This window comes from Aliirhizobium smilacinae (genome assembly GCF_006335145.1).
GTDB lineage: Bacteria > Pseudomonadota > Alphaproteobacteria > Rhizobiales > Rhizobiaceae > Neorhizobium > Neorhizobium smilacinae.
Genome location: NZ_VDMN01000001.1, coordinates 1,893,731 through 1,913,863, shown reverse-complemented (window position 1 = coordinate 1,913,863; position 20,133 = coordinate 1,893,731). Strand labels below are relative to the sequence as shown.

The following is a 20,133-nucleotide window of genomic DNA, read 5'->3' as shown; positions in this document are numbered from 1 at the left end:
AACCTTAGATCCCGAAGCTGATAGTTAGCTGAACGGTATTTCTCTTTCGGAATCTCTGACAGGCCAAGCTAGCCTCAGCATCCAATTCCCTAAAATTTCGTCTGAAATGTGAAGATCCTGACAGCAAGACAGTGTCGGCGCGCCTATCGTAAAAGCGCACCGACAGTCTCATCAGTCTCTTATTCCCATTCGATCGTGCCGGGCGGCTTCGAGGTCACGTCGTAGACGACGCGGTTGATGCCGCGCACTTCGTTGATGATGCGGGTTGCCGCACGGCCGAGGAAGTTCATGTCGTAGGGATAGAAATCCGCCGTCATGCCGTCGACCGAGGTCACGGCGCGAAGCGCGCAGACGAAATCATAGGTACGGTAATCACCCATGACGCCGACGGTCTGCACCGGCAGTAACACGGCAAAGGCCTGCCAGATCGTGTCGTAAAGACCGGCCTTGCGGATTTCATCGAGGTAGATCGCATCCGCCTTGCGCAGGATATCGAGCTTTTCGCGGGTCACGCCGCCGGGGCAGCGGATCGCGAGGCCCGGACCCGGGAACGGGTGGCGGCCGATAAAGCTTTCCGGCAGGCCGAGCTCGCGGCCAAGTGCGCGGACTTCGTCCTTGAACAGTTCGCGCAGCGGCTCGACGAGCTGCATGTTCATCCGCTCGGGAAGACCGCCGACATTGTGGTGGCTCTTGATCGTGACGGAAGGACCGCCGGAGAAGGAGACGCTTTCGATCACGTCCGGGTAGAGCGTGCCCTGTGCGAGGAAGCGCGGCGAGCCCTTGCCGTCGGCTGCGATCTTGGCAGCTTCCGCCTCGAACACTTCGATGAACAGCCGGCCGATCGTCTTGCGCTTCACTTCCGGGTCGGTAACGCCTTCGAGCTGTCCGAGGAACAGGTCGGCAGCATCCACATGGACGAGCGGGATGTTGTAATGATCGCGGAACATGCCGACGACCTGTTCGGTCTCGCCCTGACGCATCAGGCCGTGATCGACATAGATGCAGGTCAGCTGGTCGCCGATCGCCTCATGGATCAGAACCGCCGCAACGGAACTATCGACACCGCCCGAAAGGCCGCAGATGACGCGTTCAGAACCGACCTGATCCTTGATCTTGCGGATCATCTCCGCGCGGTAGGCAGCCATGGTCCAATCCGACTTCAGGCCGACGATCTTGTGCACGAAGTTGGAGAGCAGCTTGGCGCCATCCGGCGTGTGCACCACTTCCGGGTGGAACATCGTCGTGTAGTAGTGACGGCTTTCGTCGGCTGCGATGGCGAACGGAGCGTTTTCCGACGTCGCAATGACTTCGAAACCGTCCGGCAACTGCGTGACGCGGTCGCCATGGCTCATCCAGACGGGATAACGTCCGCCCTGTTCCCAGAAACCGTCGAACAGCGGGCTCGATTTTTTGACCTCCACGTCGGCGCGGCCGAATTCGGCAGCATGGCCGCCTTCGACGACACCGCCGAGCTGGGTGCAGAGCGTCTGCTGGCCGTAGCAGATCCCTAGGATCGGCACGCCGCTGTCGAACACCGCCTGCGGCGCACGTGGGCTGCCTTCGGTCGTGACCGAGGCCGGGCCGCCGGAGAAGATCACGCCCTTGGGGGCGAGCCTGTCGAAGGCTTCAGAAGCGTTCTGGAAGGGATGGATTTCGCAATAGACACCCGCTTCGCGGATGCGGCGCGCAATCAGCTGCGTCACCTGGCTGCCGAAATCGATGATGAGGATGCTGTCGGGATGAGCTATCTGGGTCATGGCGAGCATTTAGAGAAATGTTGCGATTTCCGCAACAGCTCACAACACCAAATCGCCGCTTTCAAGGGCGTTTTCGAGTCTTTCGACCACCTGCGCCAGCCTCTCGTCGATCACGTGCAGATATTTGGTCCAGTTATCGACGTGTTTCAGCTCGGCCTTGCCGTCGGAAATGCCGCGAAGGCCGATCAGCGGAATATCGAAAAGCTGGCAGCAGCGCATCACCGCGAAAGTCTCCATATCGACCATGTCGGCTGCGATCAGATCATAGGCGGAGCCGGAGACAATGTTGCCGCCGGTGGAAAGCGACGCCTCGGGAACGCCGGGGATTTTGAGCGGCAGCGGTATGATCGCCGGATGGTCGAGGAAAGGCGTACGGCCTTTCTCGAAGCCGAGCGGAGAAGCGTCCATATCGCGATAGGCGACAGAGGAGGCCTGATAGACCTCGGTTTGTTCGAGCATGCGCGATCCGGCCGAGCCAAGGGAGACGATCAGATCGGGAAGCTCATTTGCGCCCTGCAGCCTGGTCAGCGTGTGGGAGAGCACGATCGCAGCCTCGACAGGCCCGACGCCGGTCATCAGCGGTTTGATGCGGGATTTGAGGTGAGGGCCATATTCGGCGTCCACCGCCATTACGAACAGCACCGCGTGCTGTCCGATCCGCTTCAACTTGAAACTCATTCGACGACGTCCAGCCGGTCGCGGATCACCATCATCGATGCGGTCATCGAGGCGATCAGTTTTGCCGGCCCGTCACTGATCGCATAGGCGCGACCGTCCGCGACGATGATCGTCGAGCCCGGCTTGGTGACTTCACCGCGGAAAAGGAAACGTTCGCCGCGGCCGGGGGAGAGCAGATTGACCTTGAACTCGATCGTCAGAAGCGAGACGTCGGGTGCGATCGCCGTATAAGCGGCATAGGTACAGGCTGTTTCAAGCGGCGCGGAAATCACACCGCCATGCAGAAAACCGTGCTGCTGGGTGAGCTTCGGATCGAAGGGGAGCTCGATCTCCACCATGCCCTGCTGGATGCGCGTCAATTCGGCCCCGAGCATTCCCATGGCGTTCTGGTTCCGGAAACTGCGCCGGATGCGTTCGTGAAAGTCGCCTGGATCGGTAATCTTCATGGTCTGCCCTTGTCCGAAGGCGGAAATTGGCATGTGGAGAGGTTATGGGCAAGCGTGACAAAATGACTTTTGTCAATTCAGGATGACGATCGACAGGTTGAGCGCCGTGGCAAATGCGACCCAGAGTGCGTAGGGCACGAAAAGCAGCGCCGCTTGCCGGTTGGGCCGCCAACTCATGATGATGAACAGAAGGATGAAGGCCAGCATCGGCACTATGATGACGAGGCCGAGAAGCGGGCTCTGGAGCCCGAAAAAGGCCGGCGACCAGATGACGTTGAGAAAACCCTGTATGGCGAAAACCACCAGCCGGGCCGTATTGTTTTCATCAAACCATGTCGTGGAAAGCGCAACCCCGATCATCACGTAAAGCCCCGCCCAGACGGGTGCGAAAATCCAGTCGGGCGGATTGAAGAACGGCTTTTGCAGCGACTGGTACCATTCGCCCGGAGTATTCGCATAACTGCTGAGCGCACCTATGGCAACGCAGGCGAAAATGAAGAAAGCAAACGTCAGTATTTTACGCATGGCGAGTGATCTAGGGCTGCCGCAACCTGAGTAAAGATCATTTTATTCGGATGATGTGCTGATCCCAGGCCACGTCGCTGCGGGTCTGGTTGAAATGGCCGTCATAGGAAGACACGGCTATGCCATGCGCAGCCGGCGCAACGCCGGCTGCCTCCCGTATGGTATCTTCCGAAAGCACGAGACCCGTTTTTGCATCTAGGGTGACAGAGGCACCGTTGATCGGCGAGGTGAGGCCGACGATGTTTTGGCGGCGGTTGACGGCAATTGCGCCGACATAGTTGGCAAGCCGCGCGGTTGTTTCATCCGGCAGCGAAAGCAGCGCGATATCTTCGCCCTTCGAGAACCAGCCAGCCAGCGGCGGGTTTTCGTTGCGAGCCCCTTCCCACTGACAGGCAAACCAGATGCGACCGCTCTCGGTTATGTCCAGATGCCGGGTCGAAAGCTGGCTGAGAGACGAGGGCATCCTGTGCTTCTGGATCAGCGCGCCATTTTTTACGTCCAGCACCACCAGCGACGGTTCCATGCGGTCGATATTGAGCTTGGTGCGGCCGAAATCCGGATGGGTCTCGATGCCGCCATTGGCAATCACGAGCATAGTGCCGTCATCCGAGACGGTCATGTCGTGGGTGCCGATGCCGTGGGCGTCGAATTCGCCGATCCGCCGGAAGCCGTACCGGCCGTCGTAAAGCCCGATCATGCCGCGATTGCCGTCGAAATCGTTCTCGCTGGCATAAAGCACTGTGCCATCCGGCGAAAAATGCCCGTGCCCATAGAAATGCCGGCCTTCCGGCGCGGTTATGACGATTGGCTCCGCCTGTCGCGACGGATCGAATACCATCGCGAACGTGCCCGGCCTGCGGGCAAAGGCGACGGCGCGGCCGCTGGCGGAACTGAAGGCCATGCCATGCGCACGGGCGGGCAGGGCCACCCGGTCGATGATCTCGCCGCCTTCGGAAACCGTGGCAATGCCGAACGACCCGTCCGGTGCGCGATAACCGGAGGCATAGACCGCATCGGCCCGCTCCAGCGCATGCAGCGACCCGGGCGAGAGGGTGGCCGCAAAACCAATGCCGGTAGCTTTCAGAAACGCCCGACGGCCGATGATCTCGCCGTTCCAGGCCATCTCAGTCTCCGTCGGCGAAGGAGAAGCCGGAGGAGAGGCCGATCGCCCCGCCATATCCGTCGTTGAGCTTGGCGATCACGTCCTTGCCGTCGGCCAGCAGCGTGTCGAGCTTCTTGCGCTCGCCCGCGTCCTCCACCGCCTTTTCGAGATCCGGCTTCACGTCACCCGCCAATGCGGACATCGCCTTCAGCTTCTCTTGAGTCGCGGCCACGATCCCCCGGTCCTTTTCCGGCAGCAGTTCGACCATGCCGGATGTCGTCAACAGTTCCGACAGCCCGTCGAGATTGGCCTTGACCATCGGCCAGGTGTTTCGCGAACGCCAGAACAGTGCCTGTTTGGGAAATTTTGCCTTGTCCGCGCCCTTGTAAAAAGTCTCGATCCGCTGGTCGCGCACCGCTTCCGCGCCATGCACGAGAATGCCGAGCAGGCCGGTGATCGCCTCGCCGCCGGTGCGGAAGATGGGGTTGTCGGCGCCGGGCTGCTCCCAGGCTTTCTGAATGCCGTCCGGCGCTTCCCAAATGCCTGCGATTTCTGCCGCAACATTCCCGACGTTTTCGGCAACGGCTGCCCCGTAACGGCAACGGAAGTCATTTCCGGAGCTAAGCGTATCTGAGCCCGTGCCGAACAGAAGATATTCCAGCGCGCCCAAACCCTGCGTCGCGACACTCTTGGTGGCAAGCGTTTTGGCATCGGTTGCCGTCTCGTCGGATTTGGAGAGAGCCGCCTGCACCTGTTTCAGTCCCGTACTCTTGCGGTCGGGATAAAACAATATGCGCTCGAAACGGTTCTGCTCGATCACCGGGCCTGTGCGTACGATTTCGATATGCGCCCAACTGGTGGCGAGTTTGCCGAAGCCGGTCTTCGCCACATCGTAATTGGCCGGTGAGGGCGCCGCGCAAAGCGTCTTCATCGTCGCCGTCATCTCTTCGGCGGATGTCTGGAACGCGTCGTAACCCGGACGGATGAAACCGTCGACGGCGGCCGCCATCACCTTCGTCACGGTTGCTGCGGGTAGTTCGACAGCCGGGGCCACATCGGCCTCCTGCGCAAAGGCGGCAGGAGCGAATGCTGCGGGAAGCAGTGCGATCAGGCTGGCGGCAACGGTCTTGCGCATCAGAGCGACTCCAAAAAGGTGAGAAGGGCCGTGCGATCCTGTTTCTGCATGGCTGCAAATGCGCCGCGCGCGGCTTCCGCCTCGCCACCATGCCAGAGGATCGCTTCGGTCAGATTGCGGGCACGCCCGTCATGCAGGAAGAATGTGTGATTGTTGACGGTTTTGGTCAGCCCGACGCCCCACAGAGGCTGGGTGCGCCATTCCTGCCCGTTGGCCACGCCCACCTGCTGGCCATCGGCCAGACCTTCGCCCATGTCATGCAACAGAAAATCGGAATAGGGCCAGATCAGCTGGAAGGCATGCGCCTTGTTGCCGGCATCGCGGCGGGTAACGAATTTCGGCGTGTGGCAGGCGGTGCAGCCGGCCGAGTAGAACATCTCCTTGCCCTTCAGCACGATCGGGTCGTCGATATTCCGGCGGGCCGGCACGGCCAGGTTTTCCGAATAGAAAGTGACGAGCGGCAGCACCGGATCGGGTGCCTCGACCGGCCCCAGCCGTTCCTGAACGCCTGTCGGCATGGCGAGACAGTCATCTTGCGCCTTCGTGCAGTCGCCGTGCGAAAAGGGATCGTCGGGCGTCGATATGCCGATGTCTCCGGCAAAGGCACCCGAGGACTGCTCGCGGACCGAGGCATTCTGTGCCTTGAAGCCGAAACGGCCGAGCTTCACCTCGCCGCTGCGGTGATCACGCACCAGCGCCGCCTTGCCGGATATGCCGTCGCCATCCTTGTCGTCGGGATCCGCCTTCGCCAGAATATCGGCCTCGTGGATCGCCTGGATCAGCCCCATGCCGATCATCGGTGGTGCGATGCGGGGCGACAGCGTCACGTCGCCTTCCAGCGGACCGTATCCGAGATTGGTGACGGAATAGGTCGGCTTGCGCAGGCTGACCACCTCGCCGTCTCCCAGTGTGACCGGAACATCCTCGTAGGCAATCTGCATCTTGCCTTCGGATTGAAGGCCCGGAACGGCGAGGTCCTGAAACTGTTCGCCATAAACCGCGTCAGGAAAATTGATCTTTCGGAAATCGGCAATCGCCTCGCGTTCCTCGTCGGTGCGGGCAGGCCGCGCCAGACGAAGGAACATCGAGGTTGAGTCTGCGGAACCTTCGGGTGGATGGCCGCGACCATCCTTCAGATGACAGCTCTGGCAGGCGCGTGCATTGAACAGCGGCCCGAGCCCGTCGGAAGCCTGGGTGGAGGAGGGGGCAGATACCCACAGCTTGGTGAATAGCGCGTTCCCAAGCTTGAAATCCTGCTCCTCCTCAAAGGTGATATTGGGCGAAAAATGTGAAAACGCATCGCCATTGACGATTGCCTTCGTCGTCGCCGCACCGCCGGACATGGTCTCGAATTGCTCGGCCTTGGAAAAATCCGCGGTCGGCTTCGTCACGCTCGTGACCCGCTTCAGATCCTTCGGATTGAGGTCGGTCCGTGCTTTGGGCAATTGGCTGTCGCTGCCGGTCGCAATCAGCGGCACCAGAACGAGTGCGCCGGAAAGCAGAGGCAGCAAGTATGGGAAGGCTCTGAATGCGCCCATGAATGATCGGGCCCCACCCGAAGGTGAGACCCGCCTTTTCTTCGATTATTTAAATACGGCGTCAGGATTATCGAGGCTGTCTGAGCCTTCAAGCTCGATCTTGCCAAGATCCAGCGACGCGATGACGCGTTCGATGCTCTTGGTCTGGTCGATCAGGCCATCGATAGCCTTCTGGACGACGGCGTTGCCCTTGGTGTTGTTCTCGCCGATCATCTGGTCATAGGCCTCGACCTTCTGGGCCCGGTCCTTCATGACGTTCATCGCGGCGAGCGTCGCGTCGAGCTTACCCTTGATTTCCTTGTCGAGCGCCTTGTTCTTGGCGGCAACGAGATCGGAAAGCGAGGGACCGGTCATCTTGGTGCCGTCGACACGGGTGTATTGGCCCGTATAGGCGGACTTGATGCCGATCGCGTCGTTGAGATGCGAGGCATAAGTGTTGTCGGAGAAGCAATCATGCTCTTCTTCCGGATCGTGCAGCAACAGGCCGAGCTTCATGCGCTCGCCGGCAAGCTCGCCATAAGAGAGTGAGCCCATGCCGGTCAGGATCGCGGTCAGCCCGGCATTGCCGTCGGCTTCGACGTTTTTCGTCGCTTCGCCATCCGGAGCCCAGGCCGTTACCATGTCTTTCAGGTCGGCGACCAGAAGCGTCGATGCGGCCTTCAGGTAGGCGGCGCGTCGATCGCAATTGCCACCGGTGCAGTTCGCCTTGTCGTAATCGGTATAGGTGCGGTTGCCGGCCCCGGCTCCGGTGCCGTTCAGATCCTGGCCCCAGAGCAGGAATTCGATCGCGTGATAACCGGTCGCGACATTGGCCTCGATCTCGCCCGCCTCGTGCAGGCCGCGGATCTTCTCCGGCGTGATCTCGGTAAAATCGACCTCTTCGCCATTGATCTTGAGCTTGGGGTTGGCGATCACGTTGGCGGTGTAAAGCGCGTTTTCATCGCTCTCGGTGCCATAGGACGGATCGACATAATCGATCAGGCCCTCGTCGAGCGGCCAGGCGTTCACCTTGCCTTCCCACTCGTCGACGATCGGATTGCCGAAACGATAGACTTCCGACTGCTGGTAAGGCACGCGAGCGGCGATCCAGGCCGCCTTGGCCGCCTTCAGCGTCGCTTCGCTGGGCTTGGCGATCAAGGCGTCGATTGCCTTGTCGAGAGCCTGCGCCGTCGATAGCGAGTCCGAATATTTCGCCTGCGCCAATTCGGCATAGTGCTTTAGCACGGCAGCCGGCGTAGTTTCTGCACGAGCCGGCAGCGACGTGAACACCGTCGATGCGGCAAAAAGCACCATAGCGGCGCCGAGCAAGGTTTTGCGGGTCATGTCCCTCTCCTTTGCGGCGCCGATCCCACGACGTCGCCAAAGAGAGTTCTTGGCGCGAATTAAAAGTGGTGTCAAACTTTCTAGTTTAGAACGTTTTGAAGTTATGGTTGCGATTTCGCCTTGGACTTGATGAAAGTCAAACCTTGCGTTGCATGCGGCAGAAAAAGAAGCCGTCCGTATCGGTACTTGCGGGCGTCAGCGTTATTGTGCCTGCATCCGTGGCGCGCGGTCGTGCAACGCCCGAACCGAAGATTTTCGCCCAATCATCGGATACCGGGGTGATCGAGAAGGCCGGATTGTCGGCGCAGAAGCGCTCGACCTGACGATCATTCTCTTCCGGCAGCACCGAACAGGTGACGTAAAGCAGCGATCCGCCCGGCTTGACGAAGCGGGCAGCCTCGCTGAGCGCGTCCTGCTGCTGAGCGATCCGTTCGTCGAGGTTCTTCTGCGTCAGCCGCCATTTCGTGTCCGGGCGGCGGCGCCATGTGCCGGTGCCGGTGCAGGGCGCATCGACGAGAACGGCATCGAGCTTTTCTTTCAGCGTCTCGAGCTGGCGTGGGTCGTCATGAACCTGGACGTTACGCGTGCCCGCACGGCGCAGACGCTCGACGATCGGTGCCAGGCGCTTGCGGTCGGCGTCATAGGCATGGACCTGCCCCTTGTTGTTCATCGCGGCCGACATGGCGAGCGTCTTGCCGCCACCGCCGGCGCAATAATCCAGCACCTGGTCGTGTTCGCCCGGCTGCACCAGATCGGCGACGATCTGCGAGCCTTCGTCCTGAACCTCGAACCAGCCTTTCTGGAAGGAAAGCTCGGCGGTGACGTTCGGCAGGCGCGAAGCGCCTTCGCCGGCTGCGATGCGAATACCGTTGCGGGCGATCGCGGCAGCCTTTGCGCCGGAACGTTCCAACGCCTTCACCACCTTGTCGCGATTGGCTTTCAGCGTATTGGCGCGCAGGTCCAGCGTCGGGCGGCCGGCAAGTGCCTTTGCCTCTTTCAGCCAGCCGTCGCCGAAATTGGCTTCGAACGACGGTTGCACCCAATCCGGGATGTCACCCTGAACATGCAGCGGCGCGTCATCGAGCTTGCGGCTGGAAAATGCGGAGATATTGGCGTCGGTAAGGGCCGGGGGGGCGAATTTGTCTTCGGCGAAATCGGCGTCCAGCGCGTCTTTCGAAAAACCCCACTGGCGCAGGAGCACGGCATAGGCCAGCGCCGTCGGGCTGTCGTCGTCCATAAGCCAGGCGTGGGAAAGCCGCATGCGCAATGCGTCGTAGACGATATTGCCGATGGCTGCCCGGTCGCCGGAGCCGGCGAAACGATGGGCGAGGCCCCAGTCTTTCAATGCATCCGCCACCGGGCGTTTGCGTGCTTCGATATCAGCCAGAACTTCGATAGCTCCGGTTACTCGGCCGCCCAGTCGCATGTCTTAACTCCGTATCGGATGAACCCGTATGGAGCCGGTCGTAACCGCGATCGGGTAGAAGGGCAAGGGGGAGGCCTGCAGTGGCAAGGCCTGTCCCTGGTTGCAAAGACCGTGTCCGGTCTCAGCCGTCGACCTTCAAGCCCTTGCCTGCAACCTTCTGGTCGTTGGCAACGATCTGATAACAGACCTGTGCGGTGCCGGATGAAACCATGCCGATGTTCTGGGCCGCAGCCTTGGACACATCGATAACCCGGCCACGAATGAACGGGCCACGATCATTGATGCGCACGATCACGCTTTTGCCGTTGCGCTTGTTGGTCACAAGCACCTTGGTGCCGAAAGGCAGCGAGCGATGCGCGGCGGTGAGTTTGGCCGCATTCATCCGTTCACCGGATGCGGTCTTGGAAGTCAGAGCATACCAGGAAGCGTGTCCGCATCCGGGCGCAGCATTCGCCTGCGCCTGGCCGAGTAGTGCAAAAGCAGCAATGGCGGCCGTGGCGGCAGTTAGGCGTCGAACTATTTTCAAGTCGGTCGTCCCCGTCGTTTAGTCCCTGCACGTTGCGTGCAATTGGCTAAGGCGAGGCGAAAAATGGCGAAAACGTGGGATTTGATATCACGGAATGTTAATGGTCGTAACATTCGTGATTACATTGCTATCGATGTTTTTAACGAGCCGGCTAATAGATGTTGGAATAAAACCTTATGAATCAGTCATTAAGAGAAACCACGTTTCTGCAAGAGTCGACGATTAACTCTGATCACGAAAATGCATGAAAAAAATTTGTTGTCGCAGGGTGTTTTCTGCCCAAATTGGACAGATTTTGTGGCGCTTTGCCGTAAGACTTAAGAAATATTAACCTGAGAAGAGCCTCAGGATGGATATTTCAACCGTTTGAGGATGAAGAAAATATCACCGCCAGGTATCCGTCGACCACATTTGGGAAAGCGAAATCCGGTAGTTGGGGAAGGTGAATTTGAAGCCTAGCGCGCGGATTTTTTCATTCGAGACACGCTTGTTGGCCCCATAAAAAGAGCGTGCCATCGGCGACATGTCAGCAGTGTCGAAATCCACTTCCGGCGGCGGCTCGATGCCCATCAGTCGGGCAGCCTCGACGATCACGTCCTGGGGCGGGCAGGGCTCATTGTCGGTGACATTATATATGCCAACAAGATTGCGTTCCGCGAGGAACAGGGTCGCATCGCCGATATCCTCGACGCGGATCCGGTTGAACACCTGATCCTTCTTTATGATACGGCGCGCGGTGCCGCGGTCGAGATTGACGAAGGCGTTGCGCCCCGGCCCGTAGATGCCGGAGAGACGCAACGCTGCAACCGCCACGCCTGCACCTCGACCTTCCGCGGCCCAGGCCTCTTCCGTGTCGACCCGCTCGATCGATCGGCCGAGGATCGGGCTTCCCGGCGTCTCTTCCGTCACCCAGCCGCCACCGTGATCGCCATAGACACCGACGGTGGACAGATAGCCGATCCATTTCAGCTTCGGGCAAAGCGTGGCGAGCCGGCCGGAGACGAGTTTCAGCAGCGGATCATGGTCCTTGCCCGGCGGGATCGACTGGACGAGATGGGTGACATCTTTCAGCGCCGCCAGCAATTCCACGCTGAACCCGCTGCCGTCGAAGATGAATGGCTCTATATTATGTGACGATAGTGCTTCGGCACCTTCGGCCGTGCGGACGGTGCCGGCAACGGAATAGCCCTTTGCCGCAAAGGCCTTTGCAATCGCCTTGCCCGAAAAACCGCATCCGAAGATCATCACCGTCATCAATCCACTCCTGCCATCTGCCATTCCCGGCGCACCTCGGGATCATTATCGGGAACGCGTGGCCGAGCGAATGCGGCAAACGCGTCATCGTCCATCAGTCGCCTCAAGGTCCACACGGCCATGCCACGGACCGTTGGTGACGCATCGTCGGCGAGCTGCCGGCATTGGGGGATGAATTGCGGATCACCCGAATTGCCGGCGGCGATCAGAACGTTACGGACAAAACGGTCGCGCCCGATGCGCTTGACTGGCGAACCGCTGAAGAAGCTGCGGAATGTCGGATCGTCCAGCGTCAGCAGAAATGCGATTGACGGTTCCTTCAGATCCTCGCGTGCCTGCAGCTTCATCTCCGAGGAACTGGCGGCGAACTTGTTCCACGGACAGGCGGCAAGGCAATCGTCGCAGCCATAGATGCGATTGCCGATCAGTGGGCGCAATCCCGCATCGATCGATCCCTTGTGCTCGATCGTCAGATAGGAAATGCAGCGTCGCGCATCCAGCCGGTAAGGGGCAGGGAAAGCGGCGGTCGGGCAGGCGTCGAGACAGGCGCGGCAGGAACCGCAATGATCTTTTTCCGCACCGTCGATCGTAAGTTCCGCAGTGGTGAACAGACTGCCGAGAAACAGCCATGAGCCATGGCTGCGGCTGACGAGATTGGTATGTTTGCCCTGCCAGCCAAGCCCGGCGGCTTCCGCCAGTGGCTTCTCCATCACCGGCGCTGTATCGACGAACACTTTCACGTCTTCGCCGGCGCGGGCCGCAAACCGGGTGGCGATCTCTTTCAGCCGTCCCTTGATGATGTCGTGATAGTCGCGATTGCGCGCATAGACCGAGATCGCCGCTTTATCCTTCATCGACAGAAGATAGCGGGGATCTTCCTCGGGGCCGTAATTCAGCCCGAACATCACGATCGACCGCACCTCGCTCCAAAGCGTCGTGGGGTCGGCGCGGCGTTCTTTTGTTTCCGCCATCCAGTCCATCGTGCCGTGATGGCTGTCTTCGAGGAATGTAGAGAGCCGTTCCGGTGCGCGCGGAATGCTTGTCGGCAAGGTGATGCGACAGAGGTCGAAGCCCTGAGCGGTCGCTTCCTGGCGAATGAACGCAGTCAGCTTCTCCCGCCGCCGAAGCGCCTTGTCGTCTCCGGTGGTTTCGGCGCTAGAAATCGAGGTCCGCATAATGGGAGACCGGAGTCAGGCCACGAATGCGCTCGGCAAGCATCGGGCGGAAGGATGGCCGCGACTTCAGCCGCTGGTACCAGTCCTTGGCGATGGGGAATTCCGACCATTCGATTTCACCGAGATAGTCGAGGACGGATATCGAGGCGGCGGCGGCAAGATCCGCATAGCTCAGCCGCTCGCCGGCAAGCCACTGTCGCGATCCTGCAAGCCAGGAGAGATATTTCATATGCTGGCGGATATTGGCGCGCGAGGTGCGCAGCGCCTTGCTGTCCGGTGCGCCACCGCCCTGAGCCGCAGTCATCTGCAGCTTGTAGACTCGTTCGCGGGTGAGCGGCCGGGTCACGTCCTGCTCCATCTTCAGCAGAAACCATTCCGTCAGGCGGCGGATTTCCGCGCGATGCCACGGATCTTCCGCCAGAAGCCGGCGCTCGCGTTTCAGCACGCCATGGGTTTCGTCGAGAAACTCCATCAGCACCGAAGCGCCGCACAACACGCGCATGCTGTCGTCGACATAAACGGGAAGCGTCGCTGCCGGGTTGAGGCTCAGGAACTCCCGGCGCTTCTCCCAGGGCTGTTCCTCGACCAGATCCGCCTGAAATCCGTATTCCGCCAGGATCAGGCGGACAAATCGAGAGGCAGACGACATGGGGTGATGGTAAAGGGTGGGCATCGGGATTTGAGCTTCGGCTATCGTGTAAGGGGTGTGGGTGGCATGGCTGATATCGTGCCCGCCTGACATAGGTCAGCTATATGGACTTGATAGGGCCAAAACAAGCAAGCGTCATAAATTCGCGAACACGTTGCAAACTGCCTGCATTTCGTCAGCAAAGAATTAATAACGATTGCATCTGAGTGTCACGGCCCTGATTACGGGGCATCTTGATCGGGTTTTCCCCAACCATCTGGGATGCGCTGTAACGATCTCGCGCAAGGCAGCGATGGATGCGCCTGTCCCCTCATGGAAAGAGCGGCTGTTGGCCGCTCTTTAGTCGCTTAACGCGGAATGGATGCCGTGGCGCAGGGATCGACGCCGTATGCCGGAGCGCAACCCTCTTTGCCGCTTGCGGCGGTCTGGGGCGCCATGAACGAGCCCGCGAGAATGACAAGTGCCGCGCATGCAAAGAAAAGGGCGATAGGCTTGCCCATGAAAGACGCCTTTCAAAAGATGATATTGCAGTGAACTTATTTCGTGCGACCGATCTATTGGTCACCGCTTCCAAATTCAATATAGGTTTTTGCTAAACCTGCGGTTAACGCACACTCATTGACGTGTGAGGACTTTATGCCACATCGACAGGCTTCAATCTGCACAATTCCAGGGCTTTAGGATTGCCTGCCCGACGGGCAAGCACCGCAAGCATGCTTGAAGAAAAATGACAAAAGAGAAGCTCAGGCCGCCTTGCCGCTGCCGGTAAACTGGCCCTGCGGACGGAAGTGGACGAGGTAGGACGCCAGGATTGATCCCGGGACAACTGGGTGGATGCCCAGGCCGCAAAGCGTGCGGCCTTCCTTGACGGCGGTTTCCGATACGACGTTGTCGCTCTTCAGCATCTCCACTTGGTCGGCCGTGACCGGCGGCTGCACGAACGGGATCAGCGAGGCGATGCTGCCGATCATCGAAGCGATACCGAAAGGCAGCGAAATCAGCGCGCGGTCACGGTTGGTCACGCGCAGCACGGTCTCGAGACAGTCGCGGAAGGTCATGATTTCGGCGCCGCCGAGTTCATAGATCGTGCCGGGCTTGAGCGTGCCATCGACCGACCGGCCGACCACTTCTGCCAAGTCTTCCACATAAACGGGCTGCAGCTTGGTCTTGCCGCCGCCGATCAGCGGCAGGGCCGGAAGCCGGCGAGCCATTGCGGCGAACTTGTTGAAGAAACTGTCTTCCGGTCCGAAAACGATCGACGGACGCAGGATGACCGCATCGGGAATGAGAGACAGGATGTTGGCTTCGGCACGGCCCTTGCTGCGGGCGTAGGAAGAACCGGAATTGACGTCGGCGCCGATCGCCGAGATATGGGTGAACTTCGCGCCAGCCTTGGCTGCAGCCTCGGCGACCGCACGTGCACCGGCGTCCTGGATGGAATCGAATGTATTGCGGCCGCTCTCGAACAGAATGCCGACGCAGTTGATCACATGCGCAGCACCTTCGACGGCGCGGTCGATCGACTGACGGTAGCGAAGATTGGCCTGAACCAGTGAGATTTGTCCGACATATCCGGCCGGAAGCAGGAAGCCTGCGAGATCGGGGCGACGCACTGCGACGCGGACGCGATAACCGCGTTTGACGAGCGTGCGGACGACATGACGACCTACGAAACCCGATCCTCCGAAAACGGTAACAAGCGGCGGAAGATTGTTCACGGTCATGGTCTGCCCCGAAATCTGTCTTTTACTCATTGGTCTTTAGCTGAATCCTCAACGCGGTGGAAGAGGCTTGCAGGCCGTAGATGTCGCAAGCCTCTGGAGATCTCAGATCCCTTCGACCACCACCATTTCGCCATCGGCAACATCCTGCCGGATTTTTGCTGCGATCTGGTATTCCGCCGAGTTGTAGCAATCGATGGCGGCCTGCATCGAGGGGAACTCAATCACCACATTGCGATGGCGCGCCGTGCCTTCGAGCTCTTCGGTGATGCCACCGCGAGCCAGAAAATGGGCGCCGTATTTCTCGAATGCCGGTTTTGCCGCCGCCACATAATCCTTGTAGCGCTCGGAATCGTGCACATCCATCCGCGCGATCCAATATCCCTTGGTCATGAAATATCCTCCTCTCCCGTTTAGGCTTATTCGAAATCGGGCGAATCAGGAGGCAAGTCAATATGGTGCGATACGCATTCCCTGTCATCGCGGGAGTAATTCTGGCGGCTGGCTCGCCAATCCTTCCCGTCTCATCTGATGCGCGGGCCGACGCCTGCCCGGCAAACGTCATGGACGCACTGCGCGCGCCGGCCCAGAAGGATGCAAAGCCGGTCGATATCCGCTGTGACGTCACCCTGAACAAGGGAGACAGAATCACCCAGCGCATCTCTTTTTCGGGCAGTCGTGCGTCCGGCGTGGTTTTCGATTGCAACGGTGCAATGATCGACGGCAGCGGAACGAAGGCGAGGACGGTGCTGATCCAGTCGCGCAGGGGAAGCGACGGCAAATGGGATGTGCCGACCGACATCACCATCCGCAACTGCCAGATCAAGGGCGATCTGCGCATCCAGGGGCTTGGCAATAACGGCCAGGCGAAGGAAGTGAAGGCCTCCTCGAACCGGGACGGGCATACGCAGCGAGCGCAGGCCGCTGCGCCAACCGGTATCCTGCTCGACAATCTCACATTTTCCGGCAGCGTCGGAGTGCCGCTCTATCTCGCGCCGGGCGTCACAAAAGTCACGCTGCAAAACTCCAGCTTTACCGGCAAGGCAAGTTCGACGGTCGTTTATCTCGATGCGGAATCGGCAGGAAACGTGCTTGTCGGCAATACGTTTGCTGCTCGCCCCGAATGGCGGGAGGTCATCGCGATCGATGGCTCGGCTGATAATCGTATCGAAAACAACACCTTCGTCAATCCGCTCAGCGGTGGTGTCTATCTCTACCGCAATTGCGGCGAGGGCGGCACGTTCCGCCATCAGTCGCCACAGGGCAATCTCATCCGCGGCAATACATTCCAGTATCAGATGCCGGTTGCGCGCCCGGCCGTGTGGATCGGCAGCCGGCAGGGGCTCAGCATGTTCAACAGCTATTGCCTGGTCCAGCCCAAGATGCTGCTTGGCGGGCTGGATCACAACGACGGAGCCAATAACAATACGGTCACCGACAACCGTCTCCCGGGCGGAAACCCGGGCCTGATTGTCGATGAAGGCGCCCGTAACCGTGTCGCCAATAATCGCTAGATCGGTGTACTGTCAGGCGTCGTTGGCGGGCCAGAGAGCCTCGCGCATTTCGGCAAGGATTGCCTCCGCGGCCGCCTTCGGATCGTCAGCCTTGACGATCGGACGGCCGACGACGAGATGCGTCGAGCCGGCTTTCAGCGCGTCGAATGGTGTTACGACACGCTTCTGGTCGCCAGCGTCGGCGCCTTTCGGGCGAATGCCGGGGGTAACGATCGCCATGTCGGCGCCGACGATTTCGCGCACAGCGGCGGATTCTTCGGCCGAGCAGACGATGCCGCCCATTCCGGCGGCGCGGGCCTGTGCCGCACGGGTACGGACGAGTTCTTCGGGCGACTGCGCATAACCGGCTTCCGTCACATCGGCCGCATCCATCGAGGTCAGGACAGTCACGCCGAGCAGGCAGAGATCCGAGCCTCTGGCCGCTTCGACGGCGGCCCGCATCGCCTTCGGATAGGCATGCAGGGTCAGCATGGTCATGCCCATTTTGGCAATGTTCTCGACGCCCTTCGCCACCGTGTTGTCGATGTCGAGCAGCTTCATGTCGAGGAAGATCTTCTTGCCGTCCTTTGCCAGATCGCGGGCAAATTCCAGCCCGCCGGCAAACACCAGCTGGTAACCGATCTTGTAGAAGGAGACGGTGTCGCCGAGCGCGGCGACCATCTTTTCGGCTTCGGAAATGGTCGGGATGTCGAGGCCTACGATCAGCCGGTCACGCGCTTGCATGTTGTTCAATCCCCTTGCCATGTTTCCATTGCGGTCCAGTCGCACGAGACGACACGATCCGCAAGGGAGAAGCAGAAGAGATTTCCGCCGCCGCCCGGTTGATCCTGGCTTCTGGAGATCGGGATCTGCCGCAGGTGGCATTTCAATAATGTGCCGACGCCACCATGTCCGATAAAGGCGATTGGCATATCCGGATTGTGATCGGAAAGAATGCGGTCTACAGCCGAAACGACGCGGGCCTGCGCATCCTTGGCCGTTTCCCAGCCCTTGAAGCTTTCGATTGGGTTGGCGAAGAACCAGTCGGCTGCGGCCTCGAATTCCGGTGGTGCGAGAAAGCCGGTGGCCGAGCGGTCGTTTTCATGCGTGTCCGGGGCAATCATCAACGAGACGTCGGCAGACGCGGCCAGGATTTCGGCCGTCTCGATCGCCTTGGTCTCGTCGCTCGCAATGATGCGGCCGAGCTGTTGCACCCAAGGCAGCAATGCAGCCTTTTCGGTGCGTTGCCGGCCGATCTCCGACAGGCCCCAGCGTGGCACCGGTACGTCAGGGTCGATGCGCACTTGCGGATGGGTGATGTAAAGGCCGAAGGTCATGTCGTGTCACAGCTCCACAGCGGGTCGAAATCGATCCCGCTTACATCGGACGATTGACGCGCGTGTGAACCAGAGCAATTCCAGCAAAAGTGGGAACCGGTTTTGCGTCCGGAATTGCGCGAAACCGCTCTAGCCCCGGGTATAGGTCCAGAGCTGTGCCGGCGGGATGTTCCGCACGACAAAATCATAATGCTTGATCTTGTAGCGATCCGGATTGGCGATGATCGGGGAGACCGGGCCATAGGTGATCTGCATCACCGGACGTCCGGCGGGCATGCGGTCGAGCAGGTCTTCCAGAAGTGCGATGCGCCGTTCCATCGGAAAGCTCAGCATTGGAATCGCGGAAATGACGCTGTCGAATTTGCTGTCCTTGAAAGCACCGAGCGTGCGGCCGAGATCGAAGGCGTCACCGTTGATGAAGTTGACGCCGTGGAACGTCTGAGTCAGGTGCTGGTAGAAATCCGTCGAATATTCGATCGACACCAGATCCTGCGGCGCGGTTCCCGCTTTCAGGATAGCCTTGGTGATGACGCCGGTGCCGGGACCGAGCTCAAGCACCGGCAGCCCGGAGGCGGTATCTATGACGCTCGCCATCCGTTTGGCGGTAACGGAGGAGGTTGGAATGATCGCGCCGACCTGTTTCGGTCCGTCGATCCAGCCCTTGAAGAAACGGATTTCCTCGTCAAATTTCCGGCCGAGCCGTTCCTTCAGGCGCAATTCCATCAATTCTTCCTCTCCTGCTCTTCAGGCAATCTGGGCTTCGGCGACGCAAAAGCAAGCAAAAATGTCGCAAGCAGATAATGGCACAAAAAAGGCGGCTCGGAATTTCCGGCCGCCTTTTTGGCTAAACGCGCATTGGCATCAATACATAGAGAGCATCGTCTCCGGCCGTATCTCTGACCAGTGTCGGGGAACCCGCATCGGCCAGCATGAAGATGGCGTCGTCACCGGAAAGCTGGGCCGTGATGTCGAGAAGGTATTTTGCATTGAAGCCGATTTCCATCGGGTCGTTGTCGTATCCGACTGCGACTTCTTCGGTCGCACTGCCTGAATCCGGATTATTGACTGTCAGCATCAGCTGGCCTCCGGTCAGCGCCAGCTTCACCGCGCGGCCACGTTCCGACGAAATGGTCGAGACGCGATCGACAGCCTTGGTGAAGGACTGGCAATCGACCCGCATTTCCTTGTCGTTACCGGTCGGAATAACGCGCTGGTAGTCCGGAAATGTGCCGTCGATCAGCTTCGACGTCATGATGATGTCGGCAATCGTCAGGCGGATCTTCGCGTCGGAAACTTCGACGGTCACCTGCGCTTCCGGATTGTCTACCAGCTTCTGCAACTCGCCCACGGTCTTGCGGGGAATGATGATGCCCGGCATGCCTTCCGAACCGGAAGGAGCCTGCACATCGGCGCGGGCAAGGCGGTGTCCGTCGGTGGCAACGGCGCGCAGCTTCAGGTCGCCGCCGGCCTCGATCGTATGGAAAAAGATACCGTTCAGGTAATAGCGGGTCTCTTCCGTCGAGATCGCAAACTGGGTGCGATCGATCAGCATCTTCAGATCGGTTGCCTTCAGCTTGAACGTATGGCTGAACGAGCCGGCAGTCAGATCCGGGAAATCGGTTTCCGGCAGGCATTGCAGCGAAAATTTCGAGCGTCCGGACTGAACCGTCATCGAGCCGCCATCCGGATTGGTGGCAAGCAGGACTTCCGAACCGTCTGGCAGCTTGCGGACGATTTCGTAGAGAAGATGGGCGGGAACCGTGGTGGCGCCAGCCTGCTCGACCATCGCCGGCACGGATTCGGTGATTTCCAGATCGAGGTCCGTCGCCTTCAGTTCGACGCTCGCTTCGGAAGCGCGCATCAGGACGTTGGAGAGGATCGGGATTGTGTTGCGGCGCTCGACCACGCGATGCACGTGGCTCAACGATTTCAGAAGATTGGACCGCTCGAGAGTAATACGCATGGACTCAACCGCTTTCGACATGGGCGTCCCGTAAGGTGGGGCGCCTGATATTCTTCGGCTTTCATAAGCCGGACGATGTGGAGGC

Annotated in this window: 20 protein-coding genes; 1 reads left to right on the top strand and 19 read right to left on the bottom strand. The window is 59.9% G+C overall.

What is annotated here, in order from left to right; translation table 11 throughout:
• Nucleotides 1–179: 179 nt before the first annotated feature.
• From guaA to FHP24_RS09255, 15 genes are all read right to left on the bottom strand, one after another.
• Nucleotides 180–1,757, bottom strand: coding sequence for a glutamine-hydrolyzing GMP synthase (gene guaA, locus FHP24_RS09330; protein WP_139675763.1), 1,578 nt, complete (start codon nt 1,755–1,757; stop codon nt 180–182).
• A 39-nt stretch (nt 1,758–1,796) separates the two neighbouring features.
• On the bottom strand, nt 1,797–2,435 hold the full coding sequence (locus FHP24_RS09325) for a 5'-methylthioadenosine/S-adenosylhomocysteine nucleosidase (RefSeq protein WP_139675761.1): 639 nt from the start codon (nt 2,433–2,435) through the stop codon (nt 1,797–1,799).
• Nucleotides 2,432–2,881: a PaaI family thioesterase gene (locus FHP24_RS09320; protein ID WP_139675759.1), complete on the bottom strand. Its 450-nt coding sequence runs from the start codon at nt 2,879–2,881 to the stop codon at nt 2,432–2,434. The genes FHP24_RS09325 and FHP24_RS09320 overlap by 4 nt, the downstream gene beginning before the upstream one ends.
• A 72-nt stretch (nt 2,882–2,953) precedes the next feature.
• A complete protein-coding gene (locus FHP24_RS09315) occupies nt 2,954–3,406 on the bottom strand; it encodes a TspO/MBR family protein (protein ID WP_139675757.1) in 453 nt (150 codons plus the stop codon).
• A gap of 37 nt (nt 3,407–3,443) precedes the next feature.
• Nucleotides 3,444–4,529, bottom strand: coding sequence for a DUF1513 domain-containing protein (locus tag FHP24_RS09310; RefSeq protein WP_139675754.1), 1,086 nt, complete (start codon nt 4,527–4,529; stop codon nt 3,444–3,446).
• A 1-nt stretch (nt 4,530) separates the two neighbouring features.
• Entirely contained in the window at nt 4,531–5,643 is a 1,113-nt protein-coding gene (locus FHP24_RS09305) for an imelysin family protein (RefSeq protein ID WP_139675752.1), read from the bottom strand.
• Complete coding sequence (locus FHP24_RS09300) at nt 5,643–7,181, bottom strand: di-heme oxidoreductase family protein (RefSeq protein WP_139675750.1); 1,539 nt, start codon at nt 7,179–7,181, stop codon at nt 5,643–5,645. Before FHP24_RS09300 ends, FHP24_RS09305 begins: the two co-directional genes overlap by 1 nt.
• A 45-nt stretch (nt 7,182–7,226) precedes the next feature.
• Nucleotides 7,227–8,504: an imelysin family protein gene (locus FHP24_RS09295; RefSeq protein ID WP_139675748.1), complete on the bottom strand. Its 1,278-nt coding sequence runs from the start codon at nt 8,502–8,504 to the stop codon at nt 7,227–7,229.
• A gap of 136 nt (nt 8,505–8,640) precedes the next feature.
• Nucleotides 8,641–9,930 (bottom strand): RsmB/NOP family class I SAM-dependent RNA methyltransferase, encoded by a 1,290-nt coding sequence (locus FHP24_RS09290; RefSeq protein ID WP_139675746.1) that lies wholly within the window; start codon nt 9,928–9,930, stop codon nt 8,641–8,643.
• Between the two features lie 121 nt (nt 9,931–10,051).
• The gene (locus FHP24_RS09285; protein ID WP_139675744.1) at nt 10,052–10,456 is read right to left on the bottom strand and encodes a septal ring lytic transglycosylase RlpA family protein; all 405 of its coding nucleotides are present in this window, start codon (nt 10,454–10,456) and stop codon (nt 10,052–10,054) included.
• A 384-nt stretch (nt 10,457–10,840) separates the two neighbouring features.
• Nucleotides 10,841–11,710, bottom strand: a complete 870-nt coding sequence (locus FHP24_RS09280; RefSeq protein ID WP_139675743.1) for an SDR family oxidoreductase — start codon at nt 11,708–11,710, stop codon at nt 10,841–10,843.
• On the bottom strand, nt 11,710–12,885 hold the full coding sequence (gene queG / locus FHP24_RS09275) for a tRNA epoxyqueuosine(34) reductase QueG (protein WP_139675742.1): 1,176 nt from the start codon (nt 12,883–12,885) through the stop codon (nt 11,710–11,712). The genes FHP24_RS09280 and queG overlap by 1 nt, the downstream gene beginning before the upstream one ends.
• Nucleotides 12,866–13,558, bottom strand: a complete 693-nt coding sequence (locus FHP24_RS09270; protein ID WP_139675739.1) for a glutathione S-transferase family protein — start codon at nt 13,556–13,558, stop codon at nt 12,866–12,868. Before FHP24_RS09270 ends, queG begins: the two co-directional genes overlap by 20 nt.
• 719 nt (nt 13,559–14,277) lie before the next feature.
• On the bottom strand, nt 14,278–15,258 hold the full coding sequence (locus FHP24_RS09260) for a complex I NDUFA9 subunit family protein (RefSeq protein WP_139675737.1): 981 nt from the start codon (nt 15,256–15,258) through the stop codon (nt 14,278–14,280).
• A gap of 102 nt (nt 15,259–15,360) precedes the next feature.
• Nucleotides 15,361–15,648, bottom strand: coding sequence for a DUF1330 domain-containing protein (locus FHP24_RS09255; protein ID WP_139675735.1), 288 nt, complete (start codon nt 15,646–15,648; stop codon nt 15,361–15,363).
• Nucleotides 15,649–15,710: 62 nt separating this feature from the next.
• Here FHP24_RS09255 and FHP24_RS09250 point away from each other — a divergent pair, with 62 nt between their 5' ends.
• Complete coding sequence (locus tag FHP24_RS09250; protein WP_139675733.1) at nt 15,711–16,769, top strand: right-handed parallel beta-helix repeat-containing protein; 1,059 nt, start codon at nt 15,711–15,713, stop codon at nt 16,767–16,769.
• 12 nt (nt 16,770–16,781) lie between these two features.
• Here FHP24_RS09250 and pyrF read toward each other — a convergent pair whose 3' ends face one another.
• The 4 genes from pyrF to dnaN all read right to left on the bottom strand — a co-directional run bounded on the left by pyrF (nt 16,782) and on the right by dnaN (nt 20,048).
• Entirely contained in the window at nt 16,782–17,492 is a 711-nt protein-coding gene (gene pyrF, locus FHP24_RS09245) for an orotidine-5'-phosphate decarboxylase (protein WP_139675731.1), read from the bottom strand.
• 5 nt (nt 17,493–17,497) lie between these two features.
• On the bottom strand, nt 17,498–18,085 hold the full coding sequence (locus tag FHP24_RS09240) for a histidine phosphatase family protein (protein ID WP_139675729.1): 588 nt from the start codon (nt 18,083–18,085) through the stop codon (nt 17,498–17,500).
• 129 nt (nt 18,086–18,214) lie between these two features.
• Complete coding sequence (gene pmtA / locus FHP24_RS09235; protein WP_139675727.1) at nt 18,215–18,808, bottom strand: phospholipid N-methyltransferase PmtA; 594 nt, start codon at nt 18,806–18,808, stop codon at nt 18,215–18,217.
• Nucleotides 18,809–18,929: 121 nt separating this feature from the next.
• Nucleotides 18,930–20,048, bottom strand: coding sequence for a DNA polymerase III subunit beta (dnaN, locus tag FHP24_RS09230; RefSeq protein ID WP_139675725.1), 1,119 nt, complete (start codon nt 20,046–20,048; stop codon nt 18,930–18,932).
• Nucleotides 20,049–20,133: the final 85 nt, after the last annotated feature.

Coding starts and splice junctions, on each gene's coding strand:
- guaA (WP_139675763.1), bottom strand. CDS start 1,757: ATGACCCAGATAGCTCATCCCGACAGCATCCTCATCATCGATTTCGGC.
- FHP24_RS09325 (WP_139675761.1), bottom strand. CDS start 2,435: ATGAGTTTCAAGTTGAAGCGGATCGGACAGCACGCGGTGCTGTTCGTA.
- FHP24_RS09320 (WP_139675759.1), bottom strand. CDS start 2,881: ATGAAGATTACCGATCCAGGCGACTTTCACGAACGCATCCGGCGCAGT.
- FHP24_RS09315 (WP_139675757.1), bottom strand. CDS start 3,406: ATGCGTAAAATACTGACGTTTGCTTTCTTCATTTTCGCCTGCGTTGCC.
- FHP24_RS09310 (WP_139675754.1), bottom strand. CDS start 4,529: ATGGCCTGGAACGGCGAGATCATCGGCCGTCGGGCGTTTCTGAAAGCT.
- FHP24_RS09305 (WP_139675752.1), bottom strand. CDS start 5,643: ATGCGCAAGACCGTTGCCGCCAGCCTGATCGCACTGCTTCCCGCAGCA.
- FHP24_RS09300 (WP_139675750.1), bottom strand. CDS start 7,181: ATGGGCGCATTCAGAGCCTTCCCATACTTGCTGCCTCTGCTTTCCGGC.
- FHP24_RS09295 (WP_139675748.1), bottom strand. CDS start 8,504: ATGACCCGCAAAACCTTGCTCGGCGCCGCTATGGTGCTTTTTGCCGCA.
- FHP24_RS09290 (WP_139675746.1), bottom strand. CDS start 9,930: ATGCGACTGGGCGGCCGAGTAACCGGAGCTATCGAAGTTCTGGCTGAT.
- FHP24_RS09280 (WP_139675743.1), bottom strand. CDS start 11,710: ATGACGGTGATGATCTTCGGATGCGGTTTTTCGGGCAAGGCGATTGCA.
- queG (WP_139675742.1), bottom strand. CDS start 12,885: ATGCGGACCTCGATTTCTAGCGCCGAAACCACCGGAGACGACAAGGCG.
- FHP24_RS09270 (WP_139675739.1), bottom strand. CDS start 13,558: ATGCCCACCCTTTACCATCACCCCATGTCGTCTGCCTCTCGATTTGTC.
- FHP24_RS09260 (WP_139675737.1), bottom strand. CDS start 15,258: ATGACCGTGAACAATCTTCCGCCGCTTGTTACCGTTTTCGGAGGATCG.
- FHP24_RS09255 (WP_139675735.1), bottom strand. CDS start 15,648: ATGACCAAGGGATATTGGATCGCGCGGATGGATGTGCACGATTCCGAG.
- FHP24_RS09250 (WP_139675733.1), top strand. CDS start 15,711: ATGGTGCGATACGCATTCCCTGTCATCGCGGGAGTAATTCTGGCGGCT.
- pyrF (WP_139675731.1), bottom strand. CDS start 17,492: ATGCAAGCGCGTGACCGGCTGATCGTAGGCCTCGACATCCCGACCATT.
- FHP24_RS09240 (WP_139675729.1), bottom strand. CDS start 18,085: ATGACCTTCGGCCTTTACATCACCCATCCGCAAGTGCGCATCGACCCT.
- pmtA (WP_139675727.1), bottom strand. CDS start 18,808: ATGGAATTGCGCCTGAAGGAACGGCTCGGCCGGAAATTTGACGAGGAA.
- dnaN (WP_139675725.1), bottom strand. CDS start 20,048: ATGCGTATTACTCTCGAGCGGTCCAATCTTCTGAAATCGTTGAGCCAC.